Annotated in this window: 17 protein-coding genes; 16 read left to right on the forward strand and 1 reads right to left on the reverse strand. The window is 71.3% G+C overall.

Annotation, left to right across the window (positions count from 1 at the left end):
* The first annotated feature begins 11 nt into the window (after positions 1-11).
* Positions 12-674: a ScbR family autoregulator-binding transcription factor gene (locus tag ACFWYM_RS32690; RefSeq protein WP_384845603.1), complete on the forward strand. Its 663-nt coding sequence runs from the start codon at positions 12-14 to the stop codon at positions 672-674.
* Positions 675-1,219: 545 nt separating this feature from the next.
* Positions 1,220-1,843 carry a ScbR family autoregulator-binding transcription factor gene (locus ACFWYM_RS32695; RefSeq protein WP_384845605.1) on the forward strand — a complete coding sequence of 208 codons (624 nt, stop codon included), beginning with the start codon at positions 1,220-1,222 and terminating at the stop codon, positions 1,841-1,843.
* Between the two features lie 127 nt (positions 1,844-1,970).
* Here the strand turns inward: ACFWYM_RS32695 and ACFWYM_RS32700 are convergent, their stop codons facing one another.
* Positions 1,971-2,627 (reverse strand): ScbR family autoregulator-binding transcription factor, encoded by a 657-nt coding sequence (locus ACFWYM_RS32700; protein ID WP_384845607.1) that lies wholly within the window; start codon positions 2,625-2,627, stop codon positions 1,971-1,973.
* An 823-nt stretch (positions 2,628-3,450) separates the two neighbouring features.
* Between ACFWYM_RS32700 and ACFWYM_RS32705 the strand changes: the two genes are divergently transcribed.
* The 14 genes from ACFWYM_RS32705 (at position 3,451) to ACFWYM_RS32770 (ending at position 25,074) form a co-directional block, all read left to right on the forward strand.
* Positions 3,451-4,476: a ParB/RepB/Spo0J family partition protein gene (locus tag ACFWYM_RS32705; RefSeq protein WP_384845609.1), complete on the forward strand. Its 1,026-nt coding sequence runs from the start codon at positions 3,451-3,453 to the stop codon at positions 4,474-4,476.
* A 123-nt stretch (positions 4,477-4,599) separates the two neighbouring features.
* Complete coding sequence (locus ACFWYM_RS32710; RefSeq protein ID WP_384845611.1) at positions 4,600-6,549, forward strand: AMP-binding protein; 1,950 nt, start codon at positions 4,600-4,602, stop codon at positions 6,547-6,549.
* A gap of 228 nt (positions 6,550-6,777) precedes the next feature.
* Positions 6,778-8,295, forward strand: coding sequence for a condensation domain-containing protein (locus tag ACFWYM_RS32715; RefSeq protein ID WP_384845613.1), 1,518 nt, complete (start codon positions 6,778-6,780; stop codon positions 8,293-8,295).
* Positions 8,296-8,828: 533 nt separating this feature from the next.
* A complete protein-coding gene (locus ACFWYM_RS32720; protein ID WP_384845615.1) occupies positions 8,829-9,518 on the forward strand; it encodes an FMN-binding negative transcriptional regulator in 690 nt (229 codons plus the stop codon).
* A 54-nt stretch (positions 9,519-9,572) separates the two neighbouring features.
* On the forward strand, positions 9,573-10,889 hold the full coding sequence (locus tag ACFWYM_RS32725) for a lysine N(6)-hydroxylase/L-ornithine N(5)-oxygenase family protein (RefSeq protein WP_384845617.1): 1,317 nt from the start codon (positions 9,573-9,575) through the stop codon (positions 10,887-10,889).
* Positions 10,890-10,960: 71 nt separating this feature from the next.
* Complete coding sequence (locus tag ACFWYM_RS32730; protein ID WP_384845619.1) at positions 10,961-11,158, forward strand: hypothetical protein; 198 nt, start codon at positions 10,961-10,963, stop codon at positions 11,156-11,158.
* Between the two features lie 106 nt (positions 11,159-11,264).
* Positions 11,265-12,182, forward strand: a complete 918-nt coding sequence (ddaH, locus tag ACFWYM_RS32735; protein WP_384845621.1) for a dimethylargininase — start codon at positions 11,265-11,267, stop codon at positions 12,180-12,182.
* A gap of 14 nt (positions 12,183-12,196) precedes the next feature.
* Positions 12,197-13,507: a cytochrome P450 gene (locus ACFWYM_RS32740; protein WP_384845623.1), complete on the forward strand. Its 1,311-nt coding sequence runs from the start codon at positions 12,197-12,199 to the stop codon at positions 13,505-13,507.
* Positions 13,508-13,683: 176 nt separating this feature from the next.
* Positions 13,684-14,178, forward strand: coding sequence for an AAA family ATPase (locus ACFWYM_RS32745; RefSeq protein WP_384845625.1), 495 nt, complete (start codon positions 13,684-13,686; stop codon positions 14,176-14,178).
* Positions 14,179-14,532: 354 nt separating this feature from the next.
* On the forward strand, positions 14,533-15,510 hold the full coding sequence (gene argB, locus ACFWYM_RS32750; protein WP_384845627.1) for an acetylglutamate kinase: 978 nt from the start codon (positions 14,533-14,535) through the stop codon (positions 15,508-15,510).
* A complete protein-coding gene (locus ACFWYM_RS32755; protein WP_384845629.1) occupies positions 15,507-16,712 on the forward strand; it encodes an acetylornithine transaminase in 1,206 nt (401 codons plus the stop codon). The genes argB and ACFWYM_RS32755 overlap by 4 nt, the downstream gene beginning before the upstream one ends.
* Positions 16,713-17,496: 784 nt before the next feature.
* Complete coding sequence (locus ACFWYM_RS32760) at positions 17,497-18,009, forward strand: winged helix-turn-helix domain-containing protein (protein WP_384845631.1); 513 nt, start codon at positions 17,497-17,499, stop codon at positions 18,007-18,009.
* A gap of 136 nt (positions 18,010-18,145) precedes the next feature.
* Positions 18,146-19,537 (forward strand): serine hydroxymethyltransferase, encoded by a 1,392-nt coding sequence (gene glyA, locus ACFWYM_RS32765; protein ID WP_384845633.1) that lies wholly within the window; start codon positions 18,146-18,148, stop codon positions 19,535-19,537.
* Entirely contained in the window at positions 19,534-25,074 is a 5,541-nt protein-coding gene (locus ACFWYM_RS32770) for an amino acid adenylation domain-containing protein (RefSeq protein ID WP_384845635.1), read from the forward strand. The genes glyA and ACFWYM_RS32770 overlap by 4 nt, the downstream gene beginning before the upstream one ends.
* Positions 25,075-25,109: the final 35 nt, after the last annotated feature.

Here is a 25,109-nt window from a genome sequence, read left to right on the forward strand (position 1 = left end):
GGGAGGGTCCGATGGCCCAGCAGGAGCGCGCGATCCGGACTCGCCGGGCTGTACTGAACGCGGCAGCCCTGGCGTTCTCGGAGACGGGGTACGCCAACACGACGGTTGCCCAGATCCTCAAACTCGCCGACGTGACCAAGGGTGCCCTCTATTTTCACTTCGATTCGAAGGAAGCCCTGGCCAAGGGAGTGCTCGACGAGCAGATCGCCAAGGATCTGCCGCCGCAGGAGCTCAAGCTGCAGGAGTGGATCGACATCGGCATGGTGTTGGCCTACCAGCTCGTGCACGACCCGATCCTGCGCGCCGGCGCTCGGCTTGTCTCAGACCCCGAAGGGCGTGCGCGCTACGGCACCACGTGGCCCCAGTGGGTCGACCTCTTCGCCGAGGTGCTCACCGAGGCCCAGGAGCGTGGCGAGGTGCTGCCGCACGTGAACACGCGGGAGACCGCGGAGTTCTGTGTCGGCGCGTACCACGGGAACCAGATGTACTCGCACTTCGCCTCGCACTGGGAGGACATGGAGGAACGCGCCTCCGTGCTCTACAAGCACGTGCTGCCGGGCATCACGGCGCCCGCCATTCTGCCGCGCCTCGACACCTCCGCCGACCGAGGAGCCCGTATCTTCGCCGAGGCCGAGCGCGAGTCCGAGGAAGCCGAACTGGCAGCCGCCGGCTGACCTGGTGCGGCGCGATGTGCCCACACGGCGGCGGCTGAGTCGGCGAGCCGGGAGTCTTCCCCGGCTGTCGCGGCCGTCGCTGCGTTTCGCATGCCCTCTTCCCTGTCGTCGGAGGGGCGTCGCGTCCTCCGCGTCCGGCCGTGTCCTCCCGCTCAGGTGGCGGATGTTGCGGTTGATTCCCGGGGTCCTTTTCGCGTCGTGATGCTTACGGAGTCATGCGTGCCGTCTGCTGGGGCGAGACGGCCGAGGTCCATCATACATAGAAACCAGCTCTGCGGTTTGTTATGCTGTCCGGCGACATGAGGGCAGCCCGGCTCACCCAGCGGTGTCCGACCTCCGGACGAGCGAGAAAGCGGCCGGAGGTCGCCCGTAACGTGGGCGTGGGCGCGCGGTCGGCGGAGGCAACTGCACGGGATGGGTCATCCATCGGCCGGGGGCGCGATGGGGGAACTGTTCGGTCGTGGTCCGACGTGCCCGCTCCGAGCGTCAAGTTGAACGTGACGAGGCCCGACGGTATCCCCATCGCTTAGACGGAGCGCCCCTTGATGGCCAAACAGGAACGCGCGGTACGCACGCGCAATGCCTTGATCGAATCCGCTGCCGAGTTGTTCGATCGGGACGGATTCGAAGTGGCGTCCCTGGCCACGATCAGCGCTCGGGCCGGGGTCAGCAACGGCGCGCTGCACTTCCACTTCTCCAGCAAGGCGGCCCTGGCCGACGCGGTCGCGCAGGCGGCGGCCGAGCGGCTGCGCCAGATCATGGCCCAGGACACCGAGGGCGCGCTGCAGGCTCTGATCGACGCCACGCACGACCTGATCCGGGGCCTGAGCCAGGACGTCGTCCTGCGGGCCGGGTTCGATCTGTCCGACAACATCGAGCAGCCCCGGCCCGGTGAGGACCTGCGCCGCACCTGGCAGAGCTGGGTGGAGGACGTGCTCGCCCGCGCCGACGGCGAAGGCGCCCTGGCGAGCGGGGTCTCCGCGGAGGATGTGGTGACCGCCGTGGTGGCTGCCACCGTCGGATTCGAGACGTTGGGGAGTCAGGATGAGCGGTGGCTCTCGCACGCCACTCTCACGCGGTTCTGGGCGCTGATGCTGCCGAGGCTTGTGGAGGCGTCGTCGCTCGATGTGCTCGTGGCTGCCGGTACCCGGAGCAGCGGAGTTCACTGAGGGATCGTCAAGTCCCTTTTCCCGAGCCGCCGTTCGGCCCGGCCCCCGACACACCACGCCGAGGGGGCCGGCCGAACGGCTCTGTCCGTTTCCGGGGCAGGGGAGGGCAGGGGGGGGAGAGAGAGAGTCAGGGCCGCTGTTCTTGTTCCGGCACCGTTCCGTCGGGACCGGGCTGTGGGAGGCCCGGGTCGAGGGTGCGCAGGGCCTCTGCGGAGGCCAGGCACGGGAGCATCAGGCGCCAGAATGACGTGATTGCCTCGGGGGCCAGCCATTCTTTGTTGCGGCGGCCGAGGACTTCGAAGCCGGTGGTCGCCGCCACGATCGTGGCGACCATGTCGGGGCGGTCGACGCCCTCGGCGAGCAGGTCCTGGCCGGCGGCCTCGTCGAGCAGCCGGTGGACGCAACCCTCCCACTCCTTGCGGAGGTTGAGCCCCGGCCCGTAGGACGCGTCGCCGCTGAGGCGGAAGCCCGCCCGCGCTACGACGTCCCGGCGGAGGCGGTCCGCCAGGGCGTGCGAGGCGTTCGTCAGGCGCTGCAGGGGGTTGATGCCGGGAGGCTGGGCCGTCCAGGCCGAGCGGCGCAGCGACTCGGCCGCGGTCGCTTCGACGGTGGCGGCCACCGCCGCCTTGTTCTCGAAGTGGAAGTGCAGCGCGCCGGGGCTGACGCCCGCGCTGCTGCTGATGTCCGTCAGCCGCGCCTGCGCGTACCCGTACCGCTCGAATGCCTCGGCGGCGGAGTGGACGAGTGAGCGGCGGGTGCGAACGGCACGATCCTGTTTCAACACCGGTGGCTCCTCGGGGAGGGGTGCACCATACAGTTATCAAACCAACTCTGCGGTTTATTTTCTAGAGCGGTACTCGGCCAGCCTGGTGCAGTCTTCGCAAGTGCGGCATTCAGCATCTCTGTTCACTCGTTTTGCTAGCTCTGCGCGCTGTTCGCAGGGTAGTGGGGATTGCTCCCCGGGCTGCTCGGCGAACGGCGCTTCGGTGGGGGGAGTCCGTACGGCGTGCGGCATATCGCACAGCGTACGGCCACCTCTAATGATGCACGCTACATCAAGTGTGGATGAGGGATGTCTGACGCGAAAGTGATCACGGGCGACGTGAATTGAGTATTCCGGATGAGGTGGCGGGCGCGAGGGCGGGGTCCCGCGAGGTTCCTTGGGAGTTCTTGAAAACCAGGAAGGCGGTATGTTCCTATGGTTGAGAAGCCCACGGACGGGGCCGGTGCCTCCCGGATCGGGCGAGTTTTCGGGTCCACCTCCCGGGGCCCGCGGCATCCTTCAGATGCCCTCTGAGCTCGTCTTCCTCCGGTCCCTCTCCGTGTGGTTCCCGGACTCCCGCAGCCGCGCCCCCCGTCCCCCCGGGTGCGGCTGCGGGCCGTTTTGAGCCTCGGTCGGGAGGGGCAGGTCGGCTAGGAATCATCTTCCGGGCCTCGAAAAAAAACCCGCAGGCAGGTATTTTTTAGGTCTCGGGTTGATACGGCCATAGAGGGGAGCCGTACGTGTACAGGCACGTTCCGAACGTCAACACCAACGATGCAGATATGCGTGACCGTGGACCGGCGGCTGGTGGGACCGGCTCCGCGGCGCGAAGGGGGGCCCTCTCATGAGTCTTCAACTGGTCGTCACCGCCGATGGAAAACCGGCCCGGGTCGACACGACGCCGGCCTCTGATGTGGACGACCGCACCCCGGGACAGCGGGCCATGGTGCCCACCGATTCACTGCTCGACTCCGACTCCCCGCGCATCAACGGCGAGAACACCGAGCACATCCAGATGCTCGCCAAGCTGGAGACGCCGCTGCCGCCGATCCTGGTGCACCGCGCGACGATGCGGGTCATCGACGGCATGCACCGGCTGCGGGCCGTGCGGCTGCGCGGGGACGAGTCCATCGAGGTGGAGTTCTTCGACGGGGGCGAGGACGACGTCTTCGCCCTGTCGGTGCGGCTCAACATCGCCCATGGACTGCCGCTCTCGCAGGCGGACCGGACGGCCGCGGCCAAGCGGATCCTGCAGGCCCACCCCTACTGGTCGGACCGGCGGATCGCCTCCAACGCGGGGCTCGCGGCCAGCACCGTCGCCTCGATCCGGCGTCGTTCAACCGGTGGTAATGAACAGTTGAATGCCCGTGTGGGCCGGGATGGGCGGGTGCGTCCGCTGCAGGCGACCGAGGGCCGGCTGCGGGCGAGCCAGGTGATCGCCGCCAACCCCGGCGCCTCGCTGCGGGAGATCGCCGAGCAGGCCGGGATCGCGACGGCCACCGCCAAGGACGTACGGGACCGCATACGGCAGGGACAGGACCCGCTGCCCTCCAGGAGGCAGTCGGCGAAGGCGAGTTCGGCCGTGCCCGAGATGCCCGCCAAGGTGGCCGAGCGGCCCGCGGCGCGTACCTCCGCGGTCGCCCTCGGGATGATCCTGCCGAACATGCGCAAGGACCCCTCGCTGCGCACCGAGGCGGGCCGGATGCTGCTGCAGATGCTGAGCATCCACTCCATCGGCGACGAGGCGAAGTGGCTCCGGCTGGCGCGCAGCGTGCCCGGGCACCGCGCCGACATGCTCGCGCAGGCCGCGCGGCGGTGCGCCGACCACTGGCTGCGGTTCGCCAACGAGCTCGAGACGCGGCGGATGTGATCACCGAACCACTGAGCCGTTGAGTTGCTGATGTTGGTCTTTGAGATTGCTTTGGGTGAGTGAGTAAGCGAGCAAGCACGAGCCGTCCTTGACGGTGTGACGGACTGACTGGAGGTCGAGCCCATGCCCCTCTCCGAGGTGTACGGCGGGCAGCTGCTCGTCCCCGACGGCGAGCCGACGACGCTGCAGGGAGCGCTGGCGCGGGCCGCCGAGCTGGCTCCGGAGAAGGGCATCCGCTATCTGCGGGCAGGGCGCGCGGACGATGTGCAGTCCTACCCGGAGCTGCTTGCCGAGGCCGAAGTCGTTCTTGGCGGGCTGCGTGCCGCCGGGCTTGAGCCGGGTGACGCGGTGCTCTTCCAGTTCGACGGACAGCGGGACTTCACCACGGCGTTCTGGGCCTGTGTGCTCGGCGGATTCGTGCCGACGCCGGTCGCCGTCGCCCCCACGTACACGCAGCACCACCCCGCCCACCGCGCCCTGCACCACGCCTGGCTGCTGCTCGGGCGCCCCGTCGTCCTCACCGACGACGCAACCCGGCCCGGACTGGAGCAGTTGCGCCGGCTGTGGGGCGGGCAGGGGGAGGGCTTGCGGATCCTCGGTGGTGGAGGGGAGTTGGGTGGGCGGCGGCGTGACACCCGGTGGTACGCGGCGGGGGCCGGGGATCCGGTCGTCCATCTGCTGACCCGGGGTACCGGCAGCGGCCGCGCCAAGTGCGCCGTGCACACCAACTCCTCCGTCGCCGCCCGGACCTGGGCGGCCGTGCAGGCCCGCGGCTACCGCGGTGACGACGTCAGCCTCGTCTGGATGCCGCCCGAGCAGCAGTCGATGATCTTCTACGGCGTCCGTGACGTCTTTCTGCGGTGTCAGCAGGTCAGCGCCCGCATCGATGACTTCCTCGACGACCCGCTGCGCTGGCTCGACTGGATGGACCGCTGCGGCGCGACCAACACCTGGGCGCCCGACTTCGCGTACGCCCTGGTCACCACCCACGCCGACGAACTGGCCGGACGGGCCTGGGACCTGTCGCGCGTCCGGGAGTTCGTGAACGCGGGGGAGCCCGTGTGTGCCGCGACCAGTCAGCGTTTCCTCGAGCTGCTCGCCCCCCACGGCCTGGCCGCCGATGCCGTGGCCCCGTGCTGGGGGATGTCCGAGACCTGCTCGGGAGTGACGTACTCGCTGCGGCACCGCGAGGACCGGGCGACCGGCGGTGTCGTCGTCGCGCCCTCCTCCTTCGGCGGGCCGCTGCGGTACGTCGACGCGGCCGGTCCGCGCGGCGGGGCGGCGGACGACGGTGTCGAGCTGGCCATGGCGGGCGGGCCGCTGCCCGGGGTGGGCATCCGTGTCGTGGACGAGGCGGGCGAGGTGCTGCCGCAGGACCGGGTCGGTGAACTGCAGGTCCGCGGTGCGGCGTTGATGAGCGGCTACTGGGGCGAGGCCGCGTCCGATCCCGGTGCCCGGGCCGTGTCCGAAGCCGGTCCCGGCACCGGCACAAGAGGCGCGGCCCGGGCGGGCGAAGGTGCCGCCGACGACGGGTGGCTGCGGACCGGGGACCTCGCCTTCGTGCACGACAGTTCGCTGGTGGTCGCGGGGCGCACCGAAGCCCGCCGCGGTCCGTGCGTCGTCTTCACCGAGGAGTGGAGCGAGGAGCATGTCGCCGTGGACGGCGGTGTGCCCGGCGGGACCGGTGTGGCCGGTGTGCTGGTTCAGGTGTGTCCGGGTGCCGAGTTCGCCGTGGCAGGCGACGGGCGTTTTCGGGTCGTGCCCGGGGAGACCGAGCACATCCGCCGGGTCTTCGCCCTCACCGCTGCCCGCCACGGGCCGGTGGCCTCGGTGGTCTTCCGCTGGCCGGGGGAGTTCGCCGGGATCACCGCGCTGCTGCATGTGCTGGGTGAGCTGCCCTACCCCTGCCGGTTCGACGGAAGTGGCCGGGGACCAGCGGTGTTCGAGGACGTGGAGTCGAACAGCGCGGCGGATTTCCGTACGGCCGAGGGGGCCGGAGCGGACTCGGGCACAGGTTCCGGCGGTGGTCCGCTGCGTACGGTGCCCGCGCAGGTCGCGGCCGCGCGGACCTGATCGGACGAGTCGGCCCGAGGAGGCCCGCAGCACGAGATCCGGGACAACGAGCAAGGGACCGCGCACAGTCAAGGGCGTTTGACCGGGGTTCCTCTTCTCTCGCGCAAATGTAACTCTGCTCTTTCAGGGGGCAGCTTTCACAGCGAGGGATGGGGTGGCGGAATGGCCAGGGGCGCGGGGGAATTGACATCGACGGACCTGCCGCTCGTTTCGGTGAGCCAGCCGGAAATGAAGCAATGGACGGGGCGCTATCCGGGGCTCGTCGACGTATGGCCGCTCACCGCGGCGCAGTCGGAGGTGCTCGCGCACTCCGAGCTGCCCGCGTCCCTGACGGGCCCGGTGGCCGACTCCGCCTATGACACCGGTCAGTTCCAGGTCGTCGCGCACTTGAACGGGCAGATCAACTCCGCCCGGCTGCGCCAGGCCGCCCAGGACCTCGTCGACCGGCACCCGAACCTGCGCACCGCGGTGGTGCCCGCCCTCGGCGGCGGCCGCCGTCAGGTGGTCGTACCCCGCGCCCAACTCCCGTGGCGCGACGTCGACTTCAGCGACCTGAACATCGGGGACCGCGGCACCGCCCTGGACCGGCTGCTCGCCGAGGACGCGGCGCACCGCTTCGACGTGGCCGCGCCGCCGCTGCTGCGGATGACGCTGGTGCGCACGAGCGTGGAGCGGTGCGACCTCGTCGTCACCGCGCACCACGCGCTGCTCGACGGCGAGTCCGTGCGGCCGCTGCTCAGCGACCTGTTGCGGCTGTACGACGCGGGCGACGACGCCGGCTCGCTGCCCGCGCCCCGTTCCGGCCACCGCGACGTGCTGACCTGGCTGGCCGGGCAGGACCGCGACAAGGCCGCGCGGGTCTGGGCCGACGAACTCGAGGGGATCGACGGGCCCACGCTGCTCGCGCCCGTCGCGGGCCGGCGCACTCGGCGCCCCGTCCCCGTCCCGGCCGCCGAGGCCGGAGCCGGTCACCCCGGCTTCGGGCAGAGCGAGGTCCGGCTGAGCGCGCGCGAGCGCAGGCAGCTCTCCCGGTGCGCCGCCGGCCTCGATGTCGGCGTGGACACGCTGGTGCAGGGCGCCTGGGCGATCGTGCTCGCTGGGCTGACGGGTCGTCAGGACCTGTTGTTCGGCGCCACCCACGCGGGCCGGCCCGAGGCCCTCACGGACGGTGACGCGCTGATCGGACCGTTCGGCGGCACGACTCCGCTGCGGCTGCGCTGCGCGCCCGAGGACACCGCTGCCCGGCTCCTCGCCCGGCTGCGGGACAGCCGCGCCGCGCTCGCCGACCACCAGCACGTGGCGACGGGGCTGCTCCAACTCGCCGAGGTGGAGGGCATGTTCGACACGTCGGTCGCCTATGACGCGTACCCGGTCGGCGCCCTGACGCCCGCCGCGCTCGGCATCTCGTCCCGCATCGGTGTGACCGGTGTGCGCTCGCACGCCGGGACCCCGTACGCCCTGACCGTGGTGGCCCACGGCAAGCCCGCGCTGCATCTGTCGCTCTGCTTCCAGCGCCACCTCTTCGACCAGGACGCCGCCGACGCGGTCGCGCTCCGGCTCGCCGGGGTGCTGCGGCGGATCGCCGCCGAACCGTCGGTTCTCGTGGGGGAGTTGAGCTCGCTCGACGGGACCGAGGAGGCCGAGGGCGCCGCTGCCGTCGCCGGCCAGGGCGCGGTCGTCCACTATCCGTTCGAGCGGCGAGGTGTCGCCGCCGTCCCGGTGCCGTCGGGGTCGCGCGCGGCCTGAATCGCGTACGGCTCCTCAATCCTGCCGCGGCCTGGATCTTCTGCGGCCCGCATCCGCCACCGCCCGTATCCGCCACCGCCCGCGTCCGCCACCGCCCGCGTCCGCGCCACGGCCGGGCTCGCCCGAACCGGGCCCGGCCGTCTTCTCTCTTTCCTACTTCTTACCGAAGGCTTCCGTGTATCTTTCTTTGTCGTACGCCGGGCCCCTCCAGAGGGAGCCATCGAGGGTTGTGTGCCGGTGTCGGCGACGGATACGTTGGAAGGTTGACCTGTCGCAAACTTAACGTGAGCAAATTACTCCACTAATTCTCCGATAATTACTCGGCAATTCATGCACCGGCACGGATGAGCGGAATTCCGTGCCGGAATTCGTGCTGCCTTTTTGTGAGTGTGTGACCAGCGGTGATGCTGGTGCGAGCGGCCTTCGGGCCGCTTTTTTTGTGTGTCGCTGAAAGACATTGAACACTGGTGTGCGTGCATCCCGAACGGATACCTTCTATTTAGTCCACGGAGACGAATCACGAAGGAGGATGAATGTTCGTTCCCGAACCTTTTCGTGAGCCAGACAGCTCGTGGATGAGCGACCTGATGCGTCTCAACCCGATGGCCATAATGGTCAGTAATGGGGCTGAGGACGGGGTCCCCTATGCCACGCATCTGCCGGTCATAGCCGACCCGGACATGACCGGGGAACACGGCGACCGCCTGGAGGGATACCGGCTCGTCGGACATATGAACAGGGAGAACCCGCACTGGGAGGCACTGCAAACGGGTTCGCAGGTCCTGCTCACCTTCTCCGGCCCGCACGCCTATGTGTCTCCGACCGTCTACCAGTTCAACCCCGCCGCACCGACCTGGGACTTCACCGCCGTCCATGTGCACGGCGTGTTCCAGAAAATCGAGGCCGCCGGGGTCGGCGAAGACAGCATGGAGATCTGCAAGGCGACGGTCACGGCTTACGAGGACGACTTCGGCTCCGGCTGGGACATGGAATCCTCGATCGACTACTTCGGCACGATCCTGCCCTCAGTGGGAGCGTTCCGTATCGAAGTGACCGAGGCCGAGGGGTATTTCAAGCTCAGCCAGGAGCAAGAGCCCGCAACCCGCGAGCTCGTCTTGAAGGACTTCGCCGGCCGGGATTCGACCCGGTATCAAGAGACGGCCGATCTGATGAGCCGTCTCGACCCGTCGGACATCCGCGGCGGCTGTCCCATTCTGCACTGACACCGACTTCAGAAATCGGCACCACGGTTTCTCACACAACGGGCGGGAGGCCCCATGAGCGCCTATTCGGACGAGTACTCCGTCGTAGGAATAGGATTTGGTCCGTCCAACCTTTCACTGGCCATCGCGCTGGACGAACACAACGGCAAGGGAAAGACCCCGCTCGCCGCCACCTTCGTCGAGCAGCAGGCCGCCTTCGGCTGGCACCGCAACATGCTGCTGCCGACGGCGAAGATGCAGATCTCGTTCCTGAAGGACCTGGCGACGTTCCGGAACCCGGTGTCGCAGTTCAGCTTCATCTCCTACCTGCACGAGGCCGGGCGGCTCGCCCAGTTCGTCAACAACCAGGACTTCATGCCGACGCGGCGCGAGTTCCACGACTACCTGACGTGGGCGGCGTCGAACTTCTCCGACCGCGTCGCGTACAACTCCCGGGTCACCGCGGTCCAGCTGCCCGACGGCGCAGGCCACGGCCCCATGGGCCACCTGAAGGTGAAGGTCGACTCCACCCTCGAGGGCGGCGGCAGCAAGGAGCTCCTCGCCAAGAACGTCGTCATCTCCACCGGCCTGGTGCCGAAGATGCCGCCGGGCATCGACCGCGACGAACGCGTCTGGCACAGCTCGGAGTTCCTGGGCCGCTTCGGCGAGCTCGACAAGACCGGCGTGCGCCGGGTCGCCGTCGTGGGAGCCGGCCAGAGCGCCGCCGAGATCCTCCGGTACTGCTACGAGCAGCTGCCCGGGGCGCAGGTGTCCGCGATCATGCCGTCGTACGGCTACTCGATCGCCGACGACACCCCCTTCGCCAACCAGATCTTCGACGCCGACGCCGTCGACGACTACTTCCACGGCACCGCCCGCGCCCGCGACTCGTTCTGGCGCTACCACCGCAACACCAACTACGGAGTGGCCGACGACGAGATCATCCGCGACCTCTACCAGCGCGCCTACAGCGACGAGGTGGCCGGCACCCCCCGGCTCAACTTCCTCAACCTGTCCCGCGTGGACGCGGTCAAGCAGGTCGGCGACGAGGTCCGGGTCACCCTGCAGTCCGTGCGCACCGACGAGACCCAGGACATGGACTTCGACGTCCTGATCTTCTCGACGGGCTACGAGTCGATGGACCCGACCGAGCTGCTCGGCGACGCCGCCGCGTACTGCCTGCGCGACGAGGAGGGACGCTTCCAGATCAGCCGCGACTACCGCATCCTGACCACCGACGACCTGGACGTCGGCATCTACCTGCAGGGCGGCACCGAGCACACGCACGGCCTCGGTTCCTCGCTGCTGTCGAACATCGCCATCCGCAGCGGCGAGATCGTAGAGTCACTCGCCGCCCGGGGGCAGAGCATGACGCTGCGCCCCGCCGCCTGAGCGGCGGGCCGGCCAACACCCCGCCCAGTACGCCGAGTCGAGCACGAGTCGAGCACGAGAGGAGGCCGCACATGAGCACCGATCTCTCCGTGGACGTCGCCGAAGCCGCCGACGTCGCCGCCGAGACCGCGGACGTGTCCGAGGAGGCCCGCACCGAGATGCGGGTCGGGCCCGGCGAGGGCGTGGGGATGCACCAGGCGCTGCTGTACATCCAGCAGAGCTGGAGCGGAGCCCGTCCCGCGGACCTGGGCCCGGCCTGGGCCGCTTGACCCCGCGCCCCGCGCGGGCCGCTGAGCACGACCCGTGGTGACGGGCCGAAGGGCCCGTCACCGGGCGACCTGGTGAACTCCTACCGACCGGCCCTCCGGAGTGGTGATGTCTTCCGCCGCGGTGCTTGCCCCCGTCCTCGCCCCGCCCTACCTGTTCCCCGTCTCCCTGCCCGTGCGGCGCCGGACCGTCCGGCCCCGGCACTACCTGATGTGCCGTCCGGTGTTCTTCGACATCCGGCACACGGTGAGTCCCTGGGACCCGCCGGAGCGCGTGGACACCCTGCGCGCGGTGCGGCAGTGGCAGCGGCTGTACGAGATGTACCGGTCCCTCGGCCACACCGTGGACCTGATCGAACCCGTGCCGGGCCGCCCCGACATGGTCTTCACCGCACACGCCGCCACCATCATGGACGGCCATGTGCTGCTCGCCCGGCCCCACCCCGCCGGGCAGGCCCCCACGACCCGGCCCCACCCAGCCGCCGGGCAGCAGACCGACACGGCCCGGACAGCCCACAAGGCGTGGTTCCAGGCCGCCGGCTACGCCGAGCCGTACGAGGCCCGGCAGTTCAACGACGGGCAGCGTGACTTCCTGGTCACCGACTACTGGATCCTCGCGGGGCGGGACGAAGGCAGCTCGCCCGACGCGCACCGCGAGGCCCAGGACGTCCTCAAGCGCCCGCTGATCAGCCTGGAGCTGGCCGACCCGCGCTTCCACCACCTCGACACGGCACTCACGGTGCTCGACGGGAACGAGGTGATGTACCACCCGCAAGCCTTCACACCGCGCAGCCGCGAGGTACTCGAAGGACTCTTCCCCGACGCCCTGCTCGTCGGGCCGGAGGACGCCGACGCGCTCGGGCTCAACGCCGTCAGCGACGGACTGCACGTCTTCCTGCCGGACGTGGCCCACACCCTCGCCGAACAGCTCCGCGCACGGGGCTACGTCCCCGTCGGCGTGGACCTCTCCGAACTGATGAAGGCCGACGGCGGCGTGAAGTCCTGCACGCTCGAACTGAAGCCCTGAGGAGACGGCCGGTCATGACGGCGCCCCCCGAGATCGACATTGAGATCGGCACCGAGACCGCCCCCGAGATCGGCACCGAGACCGCCGACGAGGCCGCCCTCAGCCTCACCTCCGACCGCATCAGCGACCCCGCCACCTACGCCCCGCTCCGTGAGCGCGCACCCCTCGTACGGGTGCTGCTGCCCGGCGTGCGGACCCCGGTCTGGCTGATCACCCGCTACGCACTGGCCAAACAGGCCCTGGCCGACCCGCGGTTCATCCGCGACGGCACGGCGCTGCACGACCCCGGCGATCCCGAGGGCCCCAGCATCGCCGACCAGATGATCGAGGCGTACGGGCTGCCCGCCGAGTACCGCGCGTACCTGGACAGCATGGTGCTCAGCGACGGCGCCGAGCACGCCCGCACCCGGACCGTCGTCACGCGAGCCTTCACCGTCCGGCGGATCGCGGCCCTGCGCCACCGGGTCGAGCGGACCGCGGACGACCTGGTCGCGGCCCTGTGCAGGAAGGGCGAGGCCGACCTCGCGAAGGAGCTGTGCCACCCCCTCGCCGGCACCGCGCTGTGCGAGCTGATGGGCGTCGACCCCGACGACCAGGCGCAGTTGAGCGCGTGGATGCGGGACTACTCCTCGGGAGTGCCCGAGGCGTTCGTACCGGCTCTGGAAGGCATCGTCGGCTACGCCAAGGGCCTGATCGTGCGGCGCCGCGAGAGGCCCGGCGAGGATCTGGTCTCCGAGCTGATCCGCACCGAGCACCTGGCGGGGCTGCCGCTCAGCGAGACCGAGATGATCTCGGTGTTCCTGCTGCTCGTCTCCACCGGCATCCTGCACACCACGCACTTCATCTGCGAGTCGGTCCTCGCGCTGCTCGAGCACCCCGACCAGGTCGCGACGCTGCGCGCCCGGCCGCAGCTGCTCGCCTCGCGCGCCCTGTCCGAACTGCTGCGGTTCACCTCGCCGGTGCAGATGGGCGCCTCGCTGTACGCGACCGAGGACCTGGAGCTCGCCGGGGTGACGGTGCGCCGGGGCGAGGCGGTCACCGCCCCGCTGCTCGGCGTGAACCGCGACGCGCGGGAGTTCCCGGAAGGGCCCGACCGCCTCGACCTGACCCGCAGGCCGGGGCGCGGCGTGGGCCACATGGCATTCGGGCACGGCCCGCACTACTGCGTCGGCGCCGCGCTCGCCCGCCTCCAGGCCGAGGTGGTCCTGGACCGGCTGTTCCTGCGGCACTCCGGGCCGAGCCTCGCGGTGGCCCGGGACGAACTCACGTACCTGTCCCTGCCGGGCGACGGGATCCACGCCGTCGCCCTGCCCGTCCGCCTCTGAACCTCGGCTGAACTGCGGGGCGGCCCTGTCCTGCTGGACGGGGCGGGCGGCGATGAAGGATCCTTGACAGCGACTCGTGGGGGGACGGGCGTCGGCCACGCCCACGGGGGCCCTCCCCCTGGTGGCGCACTGGGTCTGCCGATGCCGGCACCCACTCACCATCGAAAGGAGCGGCCGTGCCCGACCCCCTCACCCAGGACCCGTCCCTGATCGTGCTGGTCGGCGCCGCGGGCAGCGGCAAGAGCACCCTGGCCGGTGCCTGGCCCGCGCACCGCGTCCTGGAACTGGCGACGTTCCGCGAGCTGATCTGCGACGACGCGCTGCGTCCGGATGCCACCGACGAGGCCGTGCTGATCCTCGGCATGGTCCTGGAGGCGCGCCTCGCCCGGCAGTTGACCACCGTCGTCGACGCCGCCAACACCGATCCCGTGATGCGCGCCCGGCTCCTCGACATCGCCGAGCGGCACCGGGTGCCGGCGACCGCGCTCGTGCTGACCACGCCGCTCGAGGTGTGCCTGGAGCGCAACGCGCTGCGCCCGCCGGAGCTGCGGGTGCCGGACGACGTCGTACGCCGTCAGTACGCGCAGACCATCGACGCCGTGCCGGTGCTGTCCGCCGAAGGGTTCAGCCATGTCGAGGCGCTCCATGGCGGGCTGCTCGACCAGACATGAGCCGGCATTCTGAGCCGGTGGATCTGACCTGGCAGCCTTGACCCGGCGGCCCCGACCCCGCCGCCGAGCCCCCTCCGACGTGCATGGTCGAGGGGGGCCCGGCGCTTTTGAACATGTCATGCCCATGGTGAAACTGATTGATGAGAGATCCCCTGGCGGGCTAAAAAGACATGCCTGTCGACCGGAAGGTTCATGACAGTGCGAGCAGCGGTGGCCGATGTGAGCGGCCATGCGCACCGCTGCCGGGACCGGAGAGAACGGCCACCGAGACCTCGCCGCCGGCACCGACTCCACCGTCATCGGGACCCATGACCTCACCGCCCCATAAGTCCACGAGAACAGTGAGTACGCCTCATGAGCGCTTCTCCGTCTCCGCATCCGTCCGGCCGCGGCCGCACCCGCAAGCACGCGGCGATGCCCAAGGCCCACACTCTGATCGAGGCGCTGCCCTGGATGGCGCGCCACCATGGCAAGACCGTCGTGATCAAGTTCGGCGGGAACGCGATGGTCAACGATGATCTGAAGGCGGCGTTCGCCGAGGACATCCTGTTTCTGCGGCACGCGGGCCTGAACCCGGTCGTGGTGCATGGCGGGGGTCCGCAGATCAGTGCGCAGTTGGAACGCCTGGGCATGGACAGTGAGTTCAAGGCCGGGCTGCGGGTCACCAATGACGAGACCATGGACGTCGTACGGATGGTCCTGGCGGGTCAGGTGCAGCGGGAGCTGGTCGGTCTGCTGAACGAGCACGGTGGGCACGCGGTCGGCATGACCGGTGAGGACGCCCGCCTGATGACGGCCATCAAGTGCTATGCCGAGGTGGACGGGAAGTCCGTGGACATCGGTCGGGTCGGCGAGGTCGCCGATGTGGATGCCGGGGTGGTGCAGGCGCTCATCGACAACGGCCGTATCCCTGTCATCTCCTCCATCGCGCGTCCGGTGGATGCCAAGGACGCTGCCGGTGGTGGGGTGTTCAACGTGAACGCGGACACCGCTGCTGCGGCCCTCGCTGCCGCGCTCGGTGCGGAGATGCTGATGATCCTCACCGATGTCGAGGGCCTGTACGCGAACTGGCCCCACAGCGAAGAAGTCATCCCCCGGATCACCGCCACCGAACTCGCCGAACTGCTGCCCAGCCTCGCCAGCGGGATGATCCCGAAGATGGAGGGCTGCCTGCACGCCGTGCAGAAGGGAGTGCGCACCGCCCGCGTCATCGACGGCCGGGTCCCGCACTCGATCCTGCTCGAGGCATTCACCGACGAGGGCATCGGCACCATGGTCGTGCCGGACGCCGTCGCGTCAGCGGACACGTCCGACGAGGGAGCTGCGGCATGAACGACGGCGGCAACGCGCCCCTGACCCGACGGTGGCAGGGCGCCATGATGGACAACTTCGGCACCCCGCGCCTGCCCCTGGTCCGCGGCCAGGGCACCAAGGTCTGGGACGCAGAGGGCAAGGAGTACCTCGACTTCCTCGGCGGCATCGCGGTCAACGCGCTCGGCCACGCCCACCCCGCGATCGTGCGGGCGGTCAGCGAGCAGGTCGCCTCCCTCGGGCACGTCTCCAACTTCTTCATCGCCGAGCCCACCGTGGCCCTCGCCGAGCGGCTCGTCGAACTCACCGGCCGCCGCGGCCGGGTGTACTTCTCCAACTCCGGCGCCGAGGCCAACGAGGCCGTCTTCAAGATCGGCCGCCTCACCGGCCGCCGCCACATGGTCGCCGCCACCGGCGGCTTCCACGGCCGCACCATGGGCGCCCTGTCGCTGACCGGACAGCCCGTCAAACAGCGGCCGTTCCAGCCGCTGCCCGGCGACATCAGCCACGTGCCGTACGGGGACATCGAGGCCCTGCGCGCCGTGGTCACCCAGCACACCGCCTTCGTCATCCTGGAGCCGATCCAGGGCGAGAACGGCGTCATCGTGCCGCCGCCCGGCTACCTCACCGCCGCCCGCGAGATCACCGCGGCGACCGGGACCCTGCTGGTCCTCGACGAGGTGCAGACCGGCATCGGGCGCACCGGACGCTGGTTCGCCGCCGAGGCCGAAGGGGTCGAGGCCGACGTCATCACCCTCGCCAAGGGCCTGGGCGGCGGCCTCCCCATCGGCGCCACCCTCGCCTTCGGACCGGCCGCGGACCTGCTCACCCCGGGCGCGCACGGCTCCACCTTCAGCGGCAACCCCGTGGTGTGCGCGAGCGCCCTCGCGGTCCTCGACACCATCGAGAGCGCGGGGCTGCTCGGCCACGCGCGCTGGACGGGGGAGCGGCTGCGCCGGGGCATCGAGGCGATCGGCCACCCGCTGGTGCGCGAGGTGCGCGGGGCGGGGCTGCTCGTGGGCATCGCCCTCACCGAGGAGCTCGCGCCGCTGCTGCAGCAAGCCGCCCAGGACGAGGGCCTGTTGGTGAACGCGGCGCTGCCGGACGTCATCCGGCTCGCCCCGCCGCTGATCGTCTCGGACCTGGACGTGGCCGTGTTCCTCGACCGGTTCCGCCGAGCGCTCGACGCCGTGGTGAGCGAGGTCTACGACGCGGCGGCCTGAGCACCGGCCCCGGGCGCCGACCTGACGGCGCCCGGGGCCGGAACATGGACGGCCGTCGGCCGGCCGCTGTGCGCGAGGGGGCGCGCGGCGGACCGGCCGGCGGCCGTCCTTTTGTGCGTAGGCGCCCCCCTGCTTTTGCGCGTGGGCGACTTCCTTTTGTGCGCGGGCGACCCCCTGCTCTTGCGCGTGGGCGGCCTCCTGGCCAGGGCGCGGGGCCCGGGTTGAGCACACGCGAGGCCGGGCGAGCAGTTGATACGGGCATTCTGGACAGTTGATCCGCAGACAGAAAACCCGAGGACCGGTATTTTCTTGACCTGATCTGGTGCCATGCCGACCCCGGAAATATCTCCGGACGGAGGGCGTAACCAGCGTGTGGGCGGCCTGGTCCGCTCCGTTCTCGGCCGTCCGGCCCCGCCTCCCGGGACCCTTACAACTCCCTTTATTTGCAGGTCAGTTGGTGGTTCTGGAGGGTTTCCCGGACCGTACGGGTCCGGATCGGGGGCGCCGTCAGGAGGGGTCGCGAGCCGCTGGGGGAGGCTCGGAGCAAGGCTAGAAAAGAAACCCGCTGGCTGGTATTTTTCTTTCAGGTTGAGGCGGCCTCAGGGGGAGCCAGGGACTTGAGAACGAGGCATCGGAAACCGGACCAGCACCTTCCGATACGCCGTTCAACTGACCGAAGCGAACACCTCAACGCCCAGCCATCTCGGCCGCTGCCCATTCCGCACGCTGCTAGAGAACCGGAGTGCAGATGATCTCCCACGGGACTCATGTCCGAACCGAATCGGTGAACAAAGAAGTGCAGCTGCTGCGCTGGCCCGTGCAGCAGGAGCTGCGCGAGGAGTGCAGGTCCCGAGGGCTGCCCCGGATCCTTGTCGTCGAGGCGGGGCTTGAGGCCCCGGTCTGTGAGGACATCTACGAGGACTGGGTGCGCGCTCCCGTCGCGTCGCCCGACCTCAAGGCCCGCGCCGACGCCCTCGTGCACCGCTACCGGCAGAACCGCCAGCCGAAGCTCGACGAGGACGGCGTGCTGTGGTTCGCGGGCCAGTCGGTGGCCGTCTCGCCCAAGCAGGCGGAGCTCCTCGAACTCCTCGTCGGGCGCTACGGCAAGGTCGTGCCCCGCGAGGCGCTGCGGTTCCAACTCGGCCATGACCAGGGGCCGATGACCCGCAACGCCCTCGACCTGCACGTGATGCGGATCCGGCACCGGATCAGCGTGCTCGGCCTGACCGTGCGCACCGTGTGGGGGCGCGGCTATGTCCTGACCACTCAGGCGCAGGCCGAGCTGGCCTCCTCATGACGGTGCGGGGCCTTCTTGTGACTTACCGGTCCACAGCCGTCCGCTGTGGCCGGTTCGGCCGCCAGCCGCGGTGCGGCCGCCGGCATCGCAGATCCTTCCAGGCGTGCTGAAGCGCGCGAGAAGAGGTACAGGTGAAATGACCCGTCAGCCAGGTGTGGTGGGCGAGCAAGCGGAACTGCTGCGTGTCGGCATCGAGTCCCTGCAGCGCAGCGACCCCGAACTCGCGGCCCTGCTCGACGCCGAGGTGGGCCAGCAGAAGGCCACGCTCGCGATGATCGCCTCGGCGAGCATCGCGGACCCCTCGGTGCTCGCCGCCGGCGGAGCCGCACTGTCGAACGTCACGGCCGAGGGCTACCCGGGAGCCCGCTACCACCCCGGAGCCCGCCAGTTCGACGAGGTCGAGCGGCTGGCCGTGGCCCGCGCCAAGGAACTGTTCGGCGCGCGCTACGCGAACGTCCAGCCCCACTCGTGCTCCTCGGCCAACCTCGCGGTCCTGGCCGCGCTGATGAAGCCGGGCGAGACCCTGCTCGGCCTCGACCTGGACGCGGGTGGCCACCTCACCCACGGGTCGCGGGCCTCGGTGAGCGGCCGCCACTACACGTCCGTGTCGTACGGCCTGGACGAGGCGGGCCGCATCGACTACGCACGCCTCGCCGAACTCGCCCTGGAGCACCGGCCCCGGGTGATCATCGCGGGTGTGAGCGCCTACCCCCGCACGGTGGACTTCGAGCGCTTCCGCACCATCGCCGACTCCGTCGGCGCGTATCTGCTCGCGGACATCTCGCACATCGCGGGTCTGGTCGCGGCCGGACAGCACCCGAGCCCGGTCGACGTCGCGCACATCACCACGACCAGCACCTACAAGCAATTGGGCGGCCCGCGCGGCGGGTTGATCCTCAGTGGCCAGGACTTCCAGACGCCAGGGCCCGACGGCCGCACCCCGCTGAACCGGCTCATCCAGCGAGCGGTCTTCCCGCAGTCGCAGGGCACCCCGAGCCCGGCGTCCATCGCCGCCAAGGCCCGCGCCTTCGCGGTCGCCGCCGAACCCGCCTTCCAGGAGACGGCCGCGCGGATCGTGGCGAGCGCCTCGGCGCTCAGCGCGGAGCTGCACGCCCTCGGCTACCGGGTCCTGACCGGCGGCACCGACAACCACATGGTGCTCATCGACGCCTCCAACACCGGTCTGAGCGGCGTGGTCGCCGAGCGCGCCCTGGAGGAGTGCGGGATCCTCGCCAACCGCAACCGCATCCCCGGCGACACCAAGCCGCCCCTGGTCACCAGCGGGCTGCGCCTGGGCACCAACATCCTCGCCCAGCGCGGCATGGGCCCCGACCAGATGCACGAGTGCGCCGAGCTGATGCACACGGTCCTGCAGCACACCCACGCGCTGACCGACACCGAGTACCAGATCGACCCTCTGCTGGTCGCCAACGTCCATGAAGAGGTGCGGTGGCTGTGCACGCGGTATCCGCTGCCCGCCGAGCAGTTCGAGGACGCCCAGGCGTCCCTGATCGGAGCCCGCCGATGACATCCGCCAGCCACCAGGACTCCGCATCACAGGAGTGGCCGCCCGCTCTCGTGCCGAGCGACCGGCCGCGCCGCCCCGCCGCCGCGCCCCGCTGCACCGCCGTCGAACACGCCGTGCTCGACGCGGCGTCCGCGGCCGCGCCGGCCGAGCTCCAGGCGGCCGCCTTCGCCGCGCTCCTGTACCGCTACACCGGCCAGGAGCGCATCGCCCTGGCCCGCCCGGACGGCGAGCTCCGCTTCACCGTCGCCGCAGACGCACCGCTCAACGCCCTGACGGCCGGTCACGGCCCCGCCACGGGGTCCGCCACGGTCGCCTTCACCTCCGGCCCGGACACGGCCGGGGACGGCGCTCCGTACGAGCTCCAACTCATGGCAAACGGCGCCGAGTTGGCGCTCCACTACGACGCCGGTCTCTTCGACCGCACCACCGCGCTGCGCCTGCTCGGCCACTACCGCACCCTCCTCGCCGACGCCCTCGGCGACGCGGAGCGGGCCGTGGCCCGGCTGCGGCTGCTCACCGACGACGAGCTGCACCGCGTCCTCGTCGAGTGGAACGCCACGCAGACCGAGCTGCCCAACCAGGGCACGCTGCACGAGGCGTTCGAGGCGCGCGCCGACAGCGCCCCGGACGCGATCGCCGTCGTCCACGGCCCGGAGCGGCTCACGTATGCCCAGGTCAACGCGCGCGCCAACCAGTTGGCGCACCACCTGCGCGGCCTCGGCGTCGGTCCGGACGTGCGGGTCGGCCTCTGCCTGGACCGCTCCGCGCAGCTCCTGGTCGCCGAGCTCGCCGTGCTCAAGGCGGGCGGCGCCTATGTGCCGCTCGACCCGGACTATCCCGCCGACCGCATCGCCACCATGGTCGGCGGCACCTCCTGCGCCGTGATGGTCAGCCGCAGCGACCTGACCGCGAACCTGCCCGCGGACCAGGACGGCGGGCGCCCGCTCGTGCTCGTCGACCGCGACGCCGCGACGCTGGCCGCCGGACCCGAACACAACGTGGGGACCACCTCCGGCCCCGAACACCTCTGCTACATCATCCATACCTCCGGATCCACGGGGAAGCCCAAGCCGATCGCGCTGCGCCACCGCGGCGTCCTCAACAACCTCGCCGACCTCAACACCCGCTATGGCGTGGGCCCCGGCGACGCCGTGCTCACCCTGTCGTCGCCCAGCTTCGACATGTCGGTGTACGAGTTCCTCGGCCTGACCATCGCGGGCGGCACCGCCGTCGTGCCCGAGGCGGCCCGCACCAAGGACCCCTCGCACTGGGTCGAGCTGATCCGCGCCGAGTCCGTCAGCGTGTGGAACTCCGCCCCCGCCCTCCTCGGCCTGCTCACCGACCAGGTGGAGCAGACCGGCGCCGGGCCGCTCGCCTCGCTGCGGCTCGCGCTGCTCGGCGGCGACTGGGTGCCGGTGCCGCTCGCCGACCGGGTCCGCGCCTTCGCGCCGGAGCTGCGGTTCATCGTCATGGGCGGCGCCACCGAGGCGTCGATCCACTCCACGATCTACGAGGTCGAGCGGGCCGACCCGCAGTGGGCGAGCATCCCGTACGGCCGTCCCATGGCCAACCAGCGCGCCTACCTCCTCGACGAGGAGCTGCAGCCGGTGCCGCCCGGCGTCGACGGCGAGCTGTTCCTCGCCGGGACCGGCCTCGCGCGCGGCTACCTCGACCAGCCGGAGAAGACCGCCGAGCGGTTCTTCGAGTGGTCGCACGGGCCGGTGCAGGGCGAGCGCCTCTACCGCACCGGTGACCTCGCCCGGTTCACGCCGGACGGGCTGCTCCTGCTGCAGGGCCGCGCGGACTTCCAGGTGAAGCTGAACGGCCTGCGCGTGGAGCTCGGCGAGATCGAGGCGGTGCTGCGCGCACACGATGCCGTGCGGCAGAGCGTCGTCGTCGCCAAGGACGGCAGCCGCCTCATCGGCTACGTGGTCCCCGAGGACCCCCAAGTCGCCGTCGACACCGATGAGTTGACGCGTCTGGCCGCGGCGAAGCTGCCCGACTACATGGTGCCCTCGGCGATCGTCGTCCTGGACAGGCTGCCGCTCACCCCGAACGGCAAGCTCGACCGGCTCGGCCTGCCCGAGCCGCAGCGCACCGGCGCCCCCTACCGGGCCCCGGCAACGGAGCGCGAGGAGATCCTCGCCGCCGTCTTCGCCGAGGTCCTCGGCGTCGAACGCGTCGGCGTCGACGACGACTTCCTGGCCGTCGGCGGCGACTCCATCCGCGCCATCCAGGTCGTCACCCGGGCCCGCGCCCGCGGCCTGGAGGTCAGCCCCCGGCAGATCCTGCAGTCCCGTACGGTCGCCGTGCTCGCCCCCGAGGTCACCGGCACGGACACCACCGCGGCCGCCGCCTCCACCGAGCCGCTGCTCACGCCCGACCCGGCGGACCTGGCGGCCTGGCAGGAGCGCTACCCCGGCCTCGCCGACGTCTGGCCGCTGACCGCGCTGCAGTCCGGCATCCTCTTCGAGTCGACGCTGAGCGACAGCGGCTACGACGCGTACCAGATGCAGACCGTCTTCCACCTGTCCGGGCCGGTCGACGCCGGGCGGATGCGGGCGGCCGGGCAGGCCCTGCTCGACCGCTACCCGAGCCTGCGCGTCGCCTTCGTGCCGGACTCCGAGGACAACGTGGTGCAGCTCGTCGTCGACGGCGTCGAACTGCCGTGGCAGGAGGTCGACTTGAGCGGCCTCGCCGACGGCGAGCGCGAGGCGGCCTTCGAGCGGTTCCTCGCCGAGGACTACGCCGCGCACTTCGACCGCGCGGTGCCGCCCCTGGTCCGCCTCACCCTCGTCCGCGTGGGCGAGGGCCGCAGCGAACTCGTCCTGACCACCCACCACGTCCTCATCGACGGCTGGTCCGAGCCGATCCTGCTGCAGGACCTGATCCGCCTGTACGCGGGCGACGGCGATGCCGCGGCGCTGCCCGAGGTGCGCGGCTACCGGGAGTTCCTGGCCTGGCTGGCCCGGCAGGACAAGCAGGTCACCGCGGGCGCCTGGGCCGAGGAGCTCGCCGGGGTCGACGAGCCGACGCTGCTCGCCCCGGCCACGGCGCCGCGCGCGCGGAGCACCGACGGGGCGGGCGAGGTGTCGCTCGGCCTGTCCGAGGAGTTCTCGCGCCGGCTGACGGCGCGCGCCTCCGAGCTCGGCGTCACCGTCAACACCCTGGTGCAGGGCGCCTGGGCGGTGCTGCTCGGCGAGCTCACCGGCCGCCGCGACGTGGTGTTCGGCGCGACCGTCTCCGGGCGGCCCGCGACGCTGCCGGGCGTGGAGTCCATGGTCGGGCTCTTCATCAACACCCTTCCGGTACGGGTGCGTTGCACCCCCGGCGACAGCCTCGCCGACCTGGTGACGGACCTTCAGGGACGGCAGACCGCCCTCCTCGACCACCATCACCACAGCCTCACCGAGATCCACCAGGCCACCGGCCTGGAGACGCTGTTCGACACCCTGGTGGCGTTCCAGTCCTACCCGGTGGACCACGCCGGGATCGCCGAGGCGTCCGCGGCGGCCGGGTTCGAGGTCGCCGGGATCCAGGCGGAGGGCGCGGCCAACTTCCCGCTCGCCCTGATCGTCGAGACCGACCCGCACGTACAGCTGACCCTGCAATACCACCAGGGCCGCTTCGGCGAGGGCGTCGTCGAGTCGATCGCTGCCCGTCTGGACGGGGTGCTCGGCCAGTTCGTGTCCGACCCCGCCCGCACGGTGGCCTCGGTCGACGTGCTCCTGGACGCCGAACGCGCCCGGCTCGGCGCACCTGCCGCGGCCGAGGGCGCGGGAGACACGCTGCCCGCGCTCTTCGAGCGGCAGGCCGCCGACGCCCCCGACGCGGTCGCGCTGGTCCTCGCGGAGGGCTCGCTCTCCTACGGGGGGCTGAACGCCCGCGCCAACCGCGTCGCCCGGGCGCTGACCCGGCGCGGCGCGGGCCCGGAGACCGTGGTGGGCATCGCCCTGCCGCGCTCCGCGGAGCTCGCGGTGGCGGTGCTCGGCACCCTCAAGTCCGGTGCCGGGTATGTGCTGCTCGACCCGGCGGCCGAGCAGGAGCGCGACCAGCTGCTCGCCGAGCCGGCCACGGCGGACGTGCTCACCGCGGTGGACGTCGCGGACATCCTGGGCCCCGGCGACGGCGTCGACCCCGGCAACCCGGGCGACGCCGACCGCACCGCGCCGCTGTGCCCCGGCCACCTGGCGGCCCTGCGCCGGCCGGGCACGGCCGACGGCGCGCCGGGCAAGGCGGCGCTCAGCCACCGGGCCCTGGCCGCCGAGGCGGTGCGGTTCGCGGGCAGCGTGGGCCTCACGGCCGGGACGCGGCTGCTCGCGGCCTCCCCGGGCGCCGACGCGCTCGCCTTCGAGCTGCTCGCCGCACTGAGCGCGGGCAGCAGCGCCGAGGTGCTCCAGGACGCCAAGTCCCTTTCGGACAGCGGCGGTTGGAGCGGCGATGTGATCAGCACCGTCGCCCCGTACCTGGCGGACCTGCTGAACAAGTCCACCGCACCGCTGCGGGCGGGCACGGTGGCGGTCACCGGTGACGTGCTGCTCGGCTCGCTGGCCGGGCGCGTCCGGCAGGCCGTGCCGGGAGCGCGCGTGGTCCATGTGTACGGCCCGGCCGGTACGGTGCGCGGCGCGGCGTACGACGCGACGGACGCCAGCGGCGACGGCCGCCTGCCGCTCGCCTCCTCGGCCGCCGACTCCGGTGCCTACGTGCTCAATCCGGCGCTGCGGCCGGTGCCCGACGGCGTCACCGGCACGCTGTATGTCGCCGGGGACGTGGCACGCGGCTACCAGGACAGGCCGGGCGCGAGCGCCGAGCGGTTCGTCGCCGACCCGTACGGGCCCGCCGGGGCCCGGATGTACCGCACCGGCGACCTGGCCCGCATCGGCGCCGACGGCTCCCTGGAGTACGTCGGCCCGGGCGGCGACCTGCCGCGCATCCGCGGCCACCGGGTCCGCGCCGGCGACGTCGAGGCGGTCCTCGCGGCCCACCCGGACGTCGCACAGGCCGCGGTCCTCGCCCAGGAGGGCGACGGCGGCGGCGTGCAACTCGTCGGCTACGTCGTGCCGTTGCCCGCCGCCGGGGAGCTGGACACCGACGCCGTACGGGCCTTCGCGGCCGGGCGGCTGCCCGAGTACCTGGTGCCCGCCTCGGTCGTGGCGCTCGCGGAGCTGCCGCTCACGGCGGACGGCACCGTCGATGCGGCGGCCGTCACGGAGTCGGGCGGCGACGACGCGGGCGGCTACCGCAAGGGCCGCACCCCGCAGGAAGAGGCGCTGTGCGAGCTGTTCGCGGAGGTGCTCGGCGTGGAACGCGTCGGCATCGACGACAACATCTTCGCGCTGGGCTGCAACTCGCTGAAGGCCACCCGCATCATCGGCCGGATGCGCCGCACCCTGCAGCTGGAGGCGTCGATCCGCCTGCTCTTCCAGCACGCGACGATCGCCGAGCTCTCCGGCCACCTCAAGGCCGCCAAGAGCCGCCCGAGCCTCGGCCGGGCGCGGGACGGCGCGGGGCCGGTGCGCGCCGCGGCCAGGGAGTAGGGAGCACGGCGTAAGAAGTAGGGAGTAGGGAGTTA

This window comes from Streptomyces sp. NPDC059009 (assembly GCF_042740175.1).
Lineage (GTDB): Bacteria > Actinomycetota > Actinomycetes > Streptomycetales > Streptomycetaceae > Streptomyces.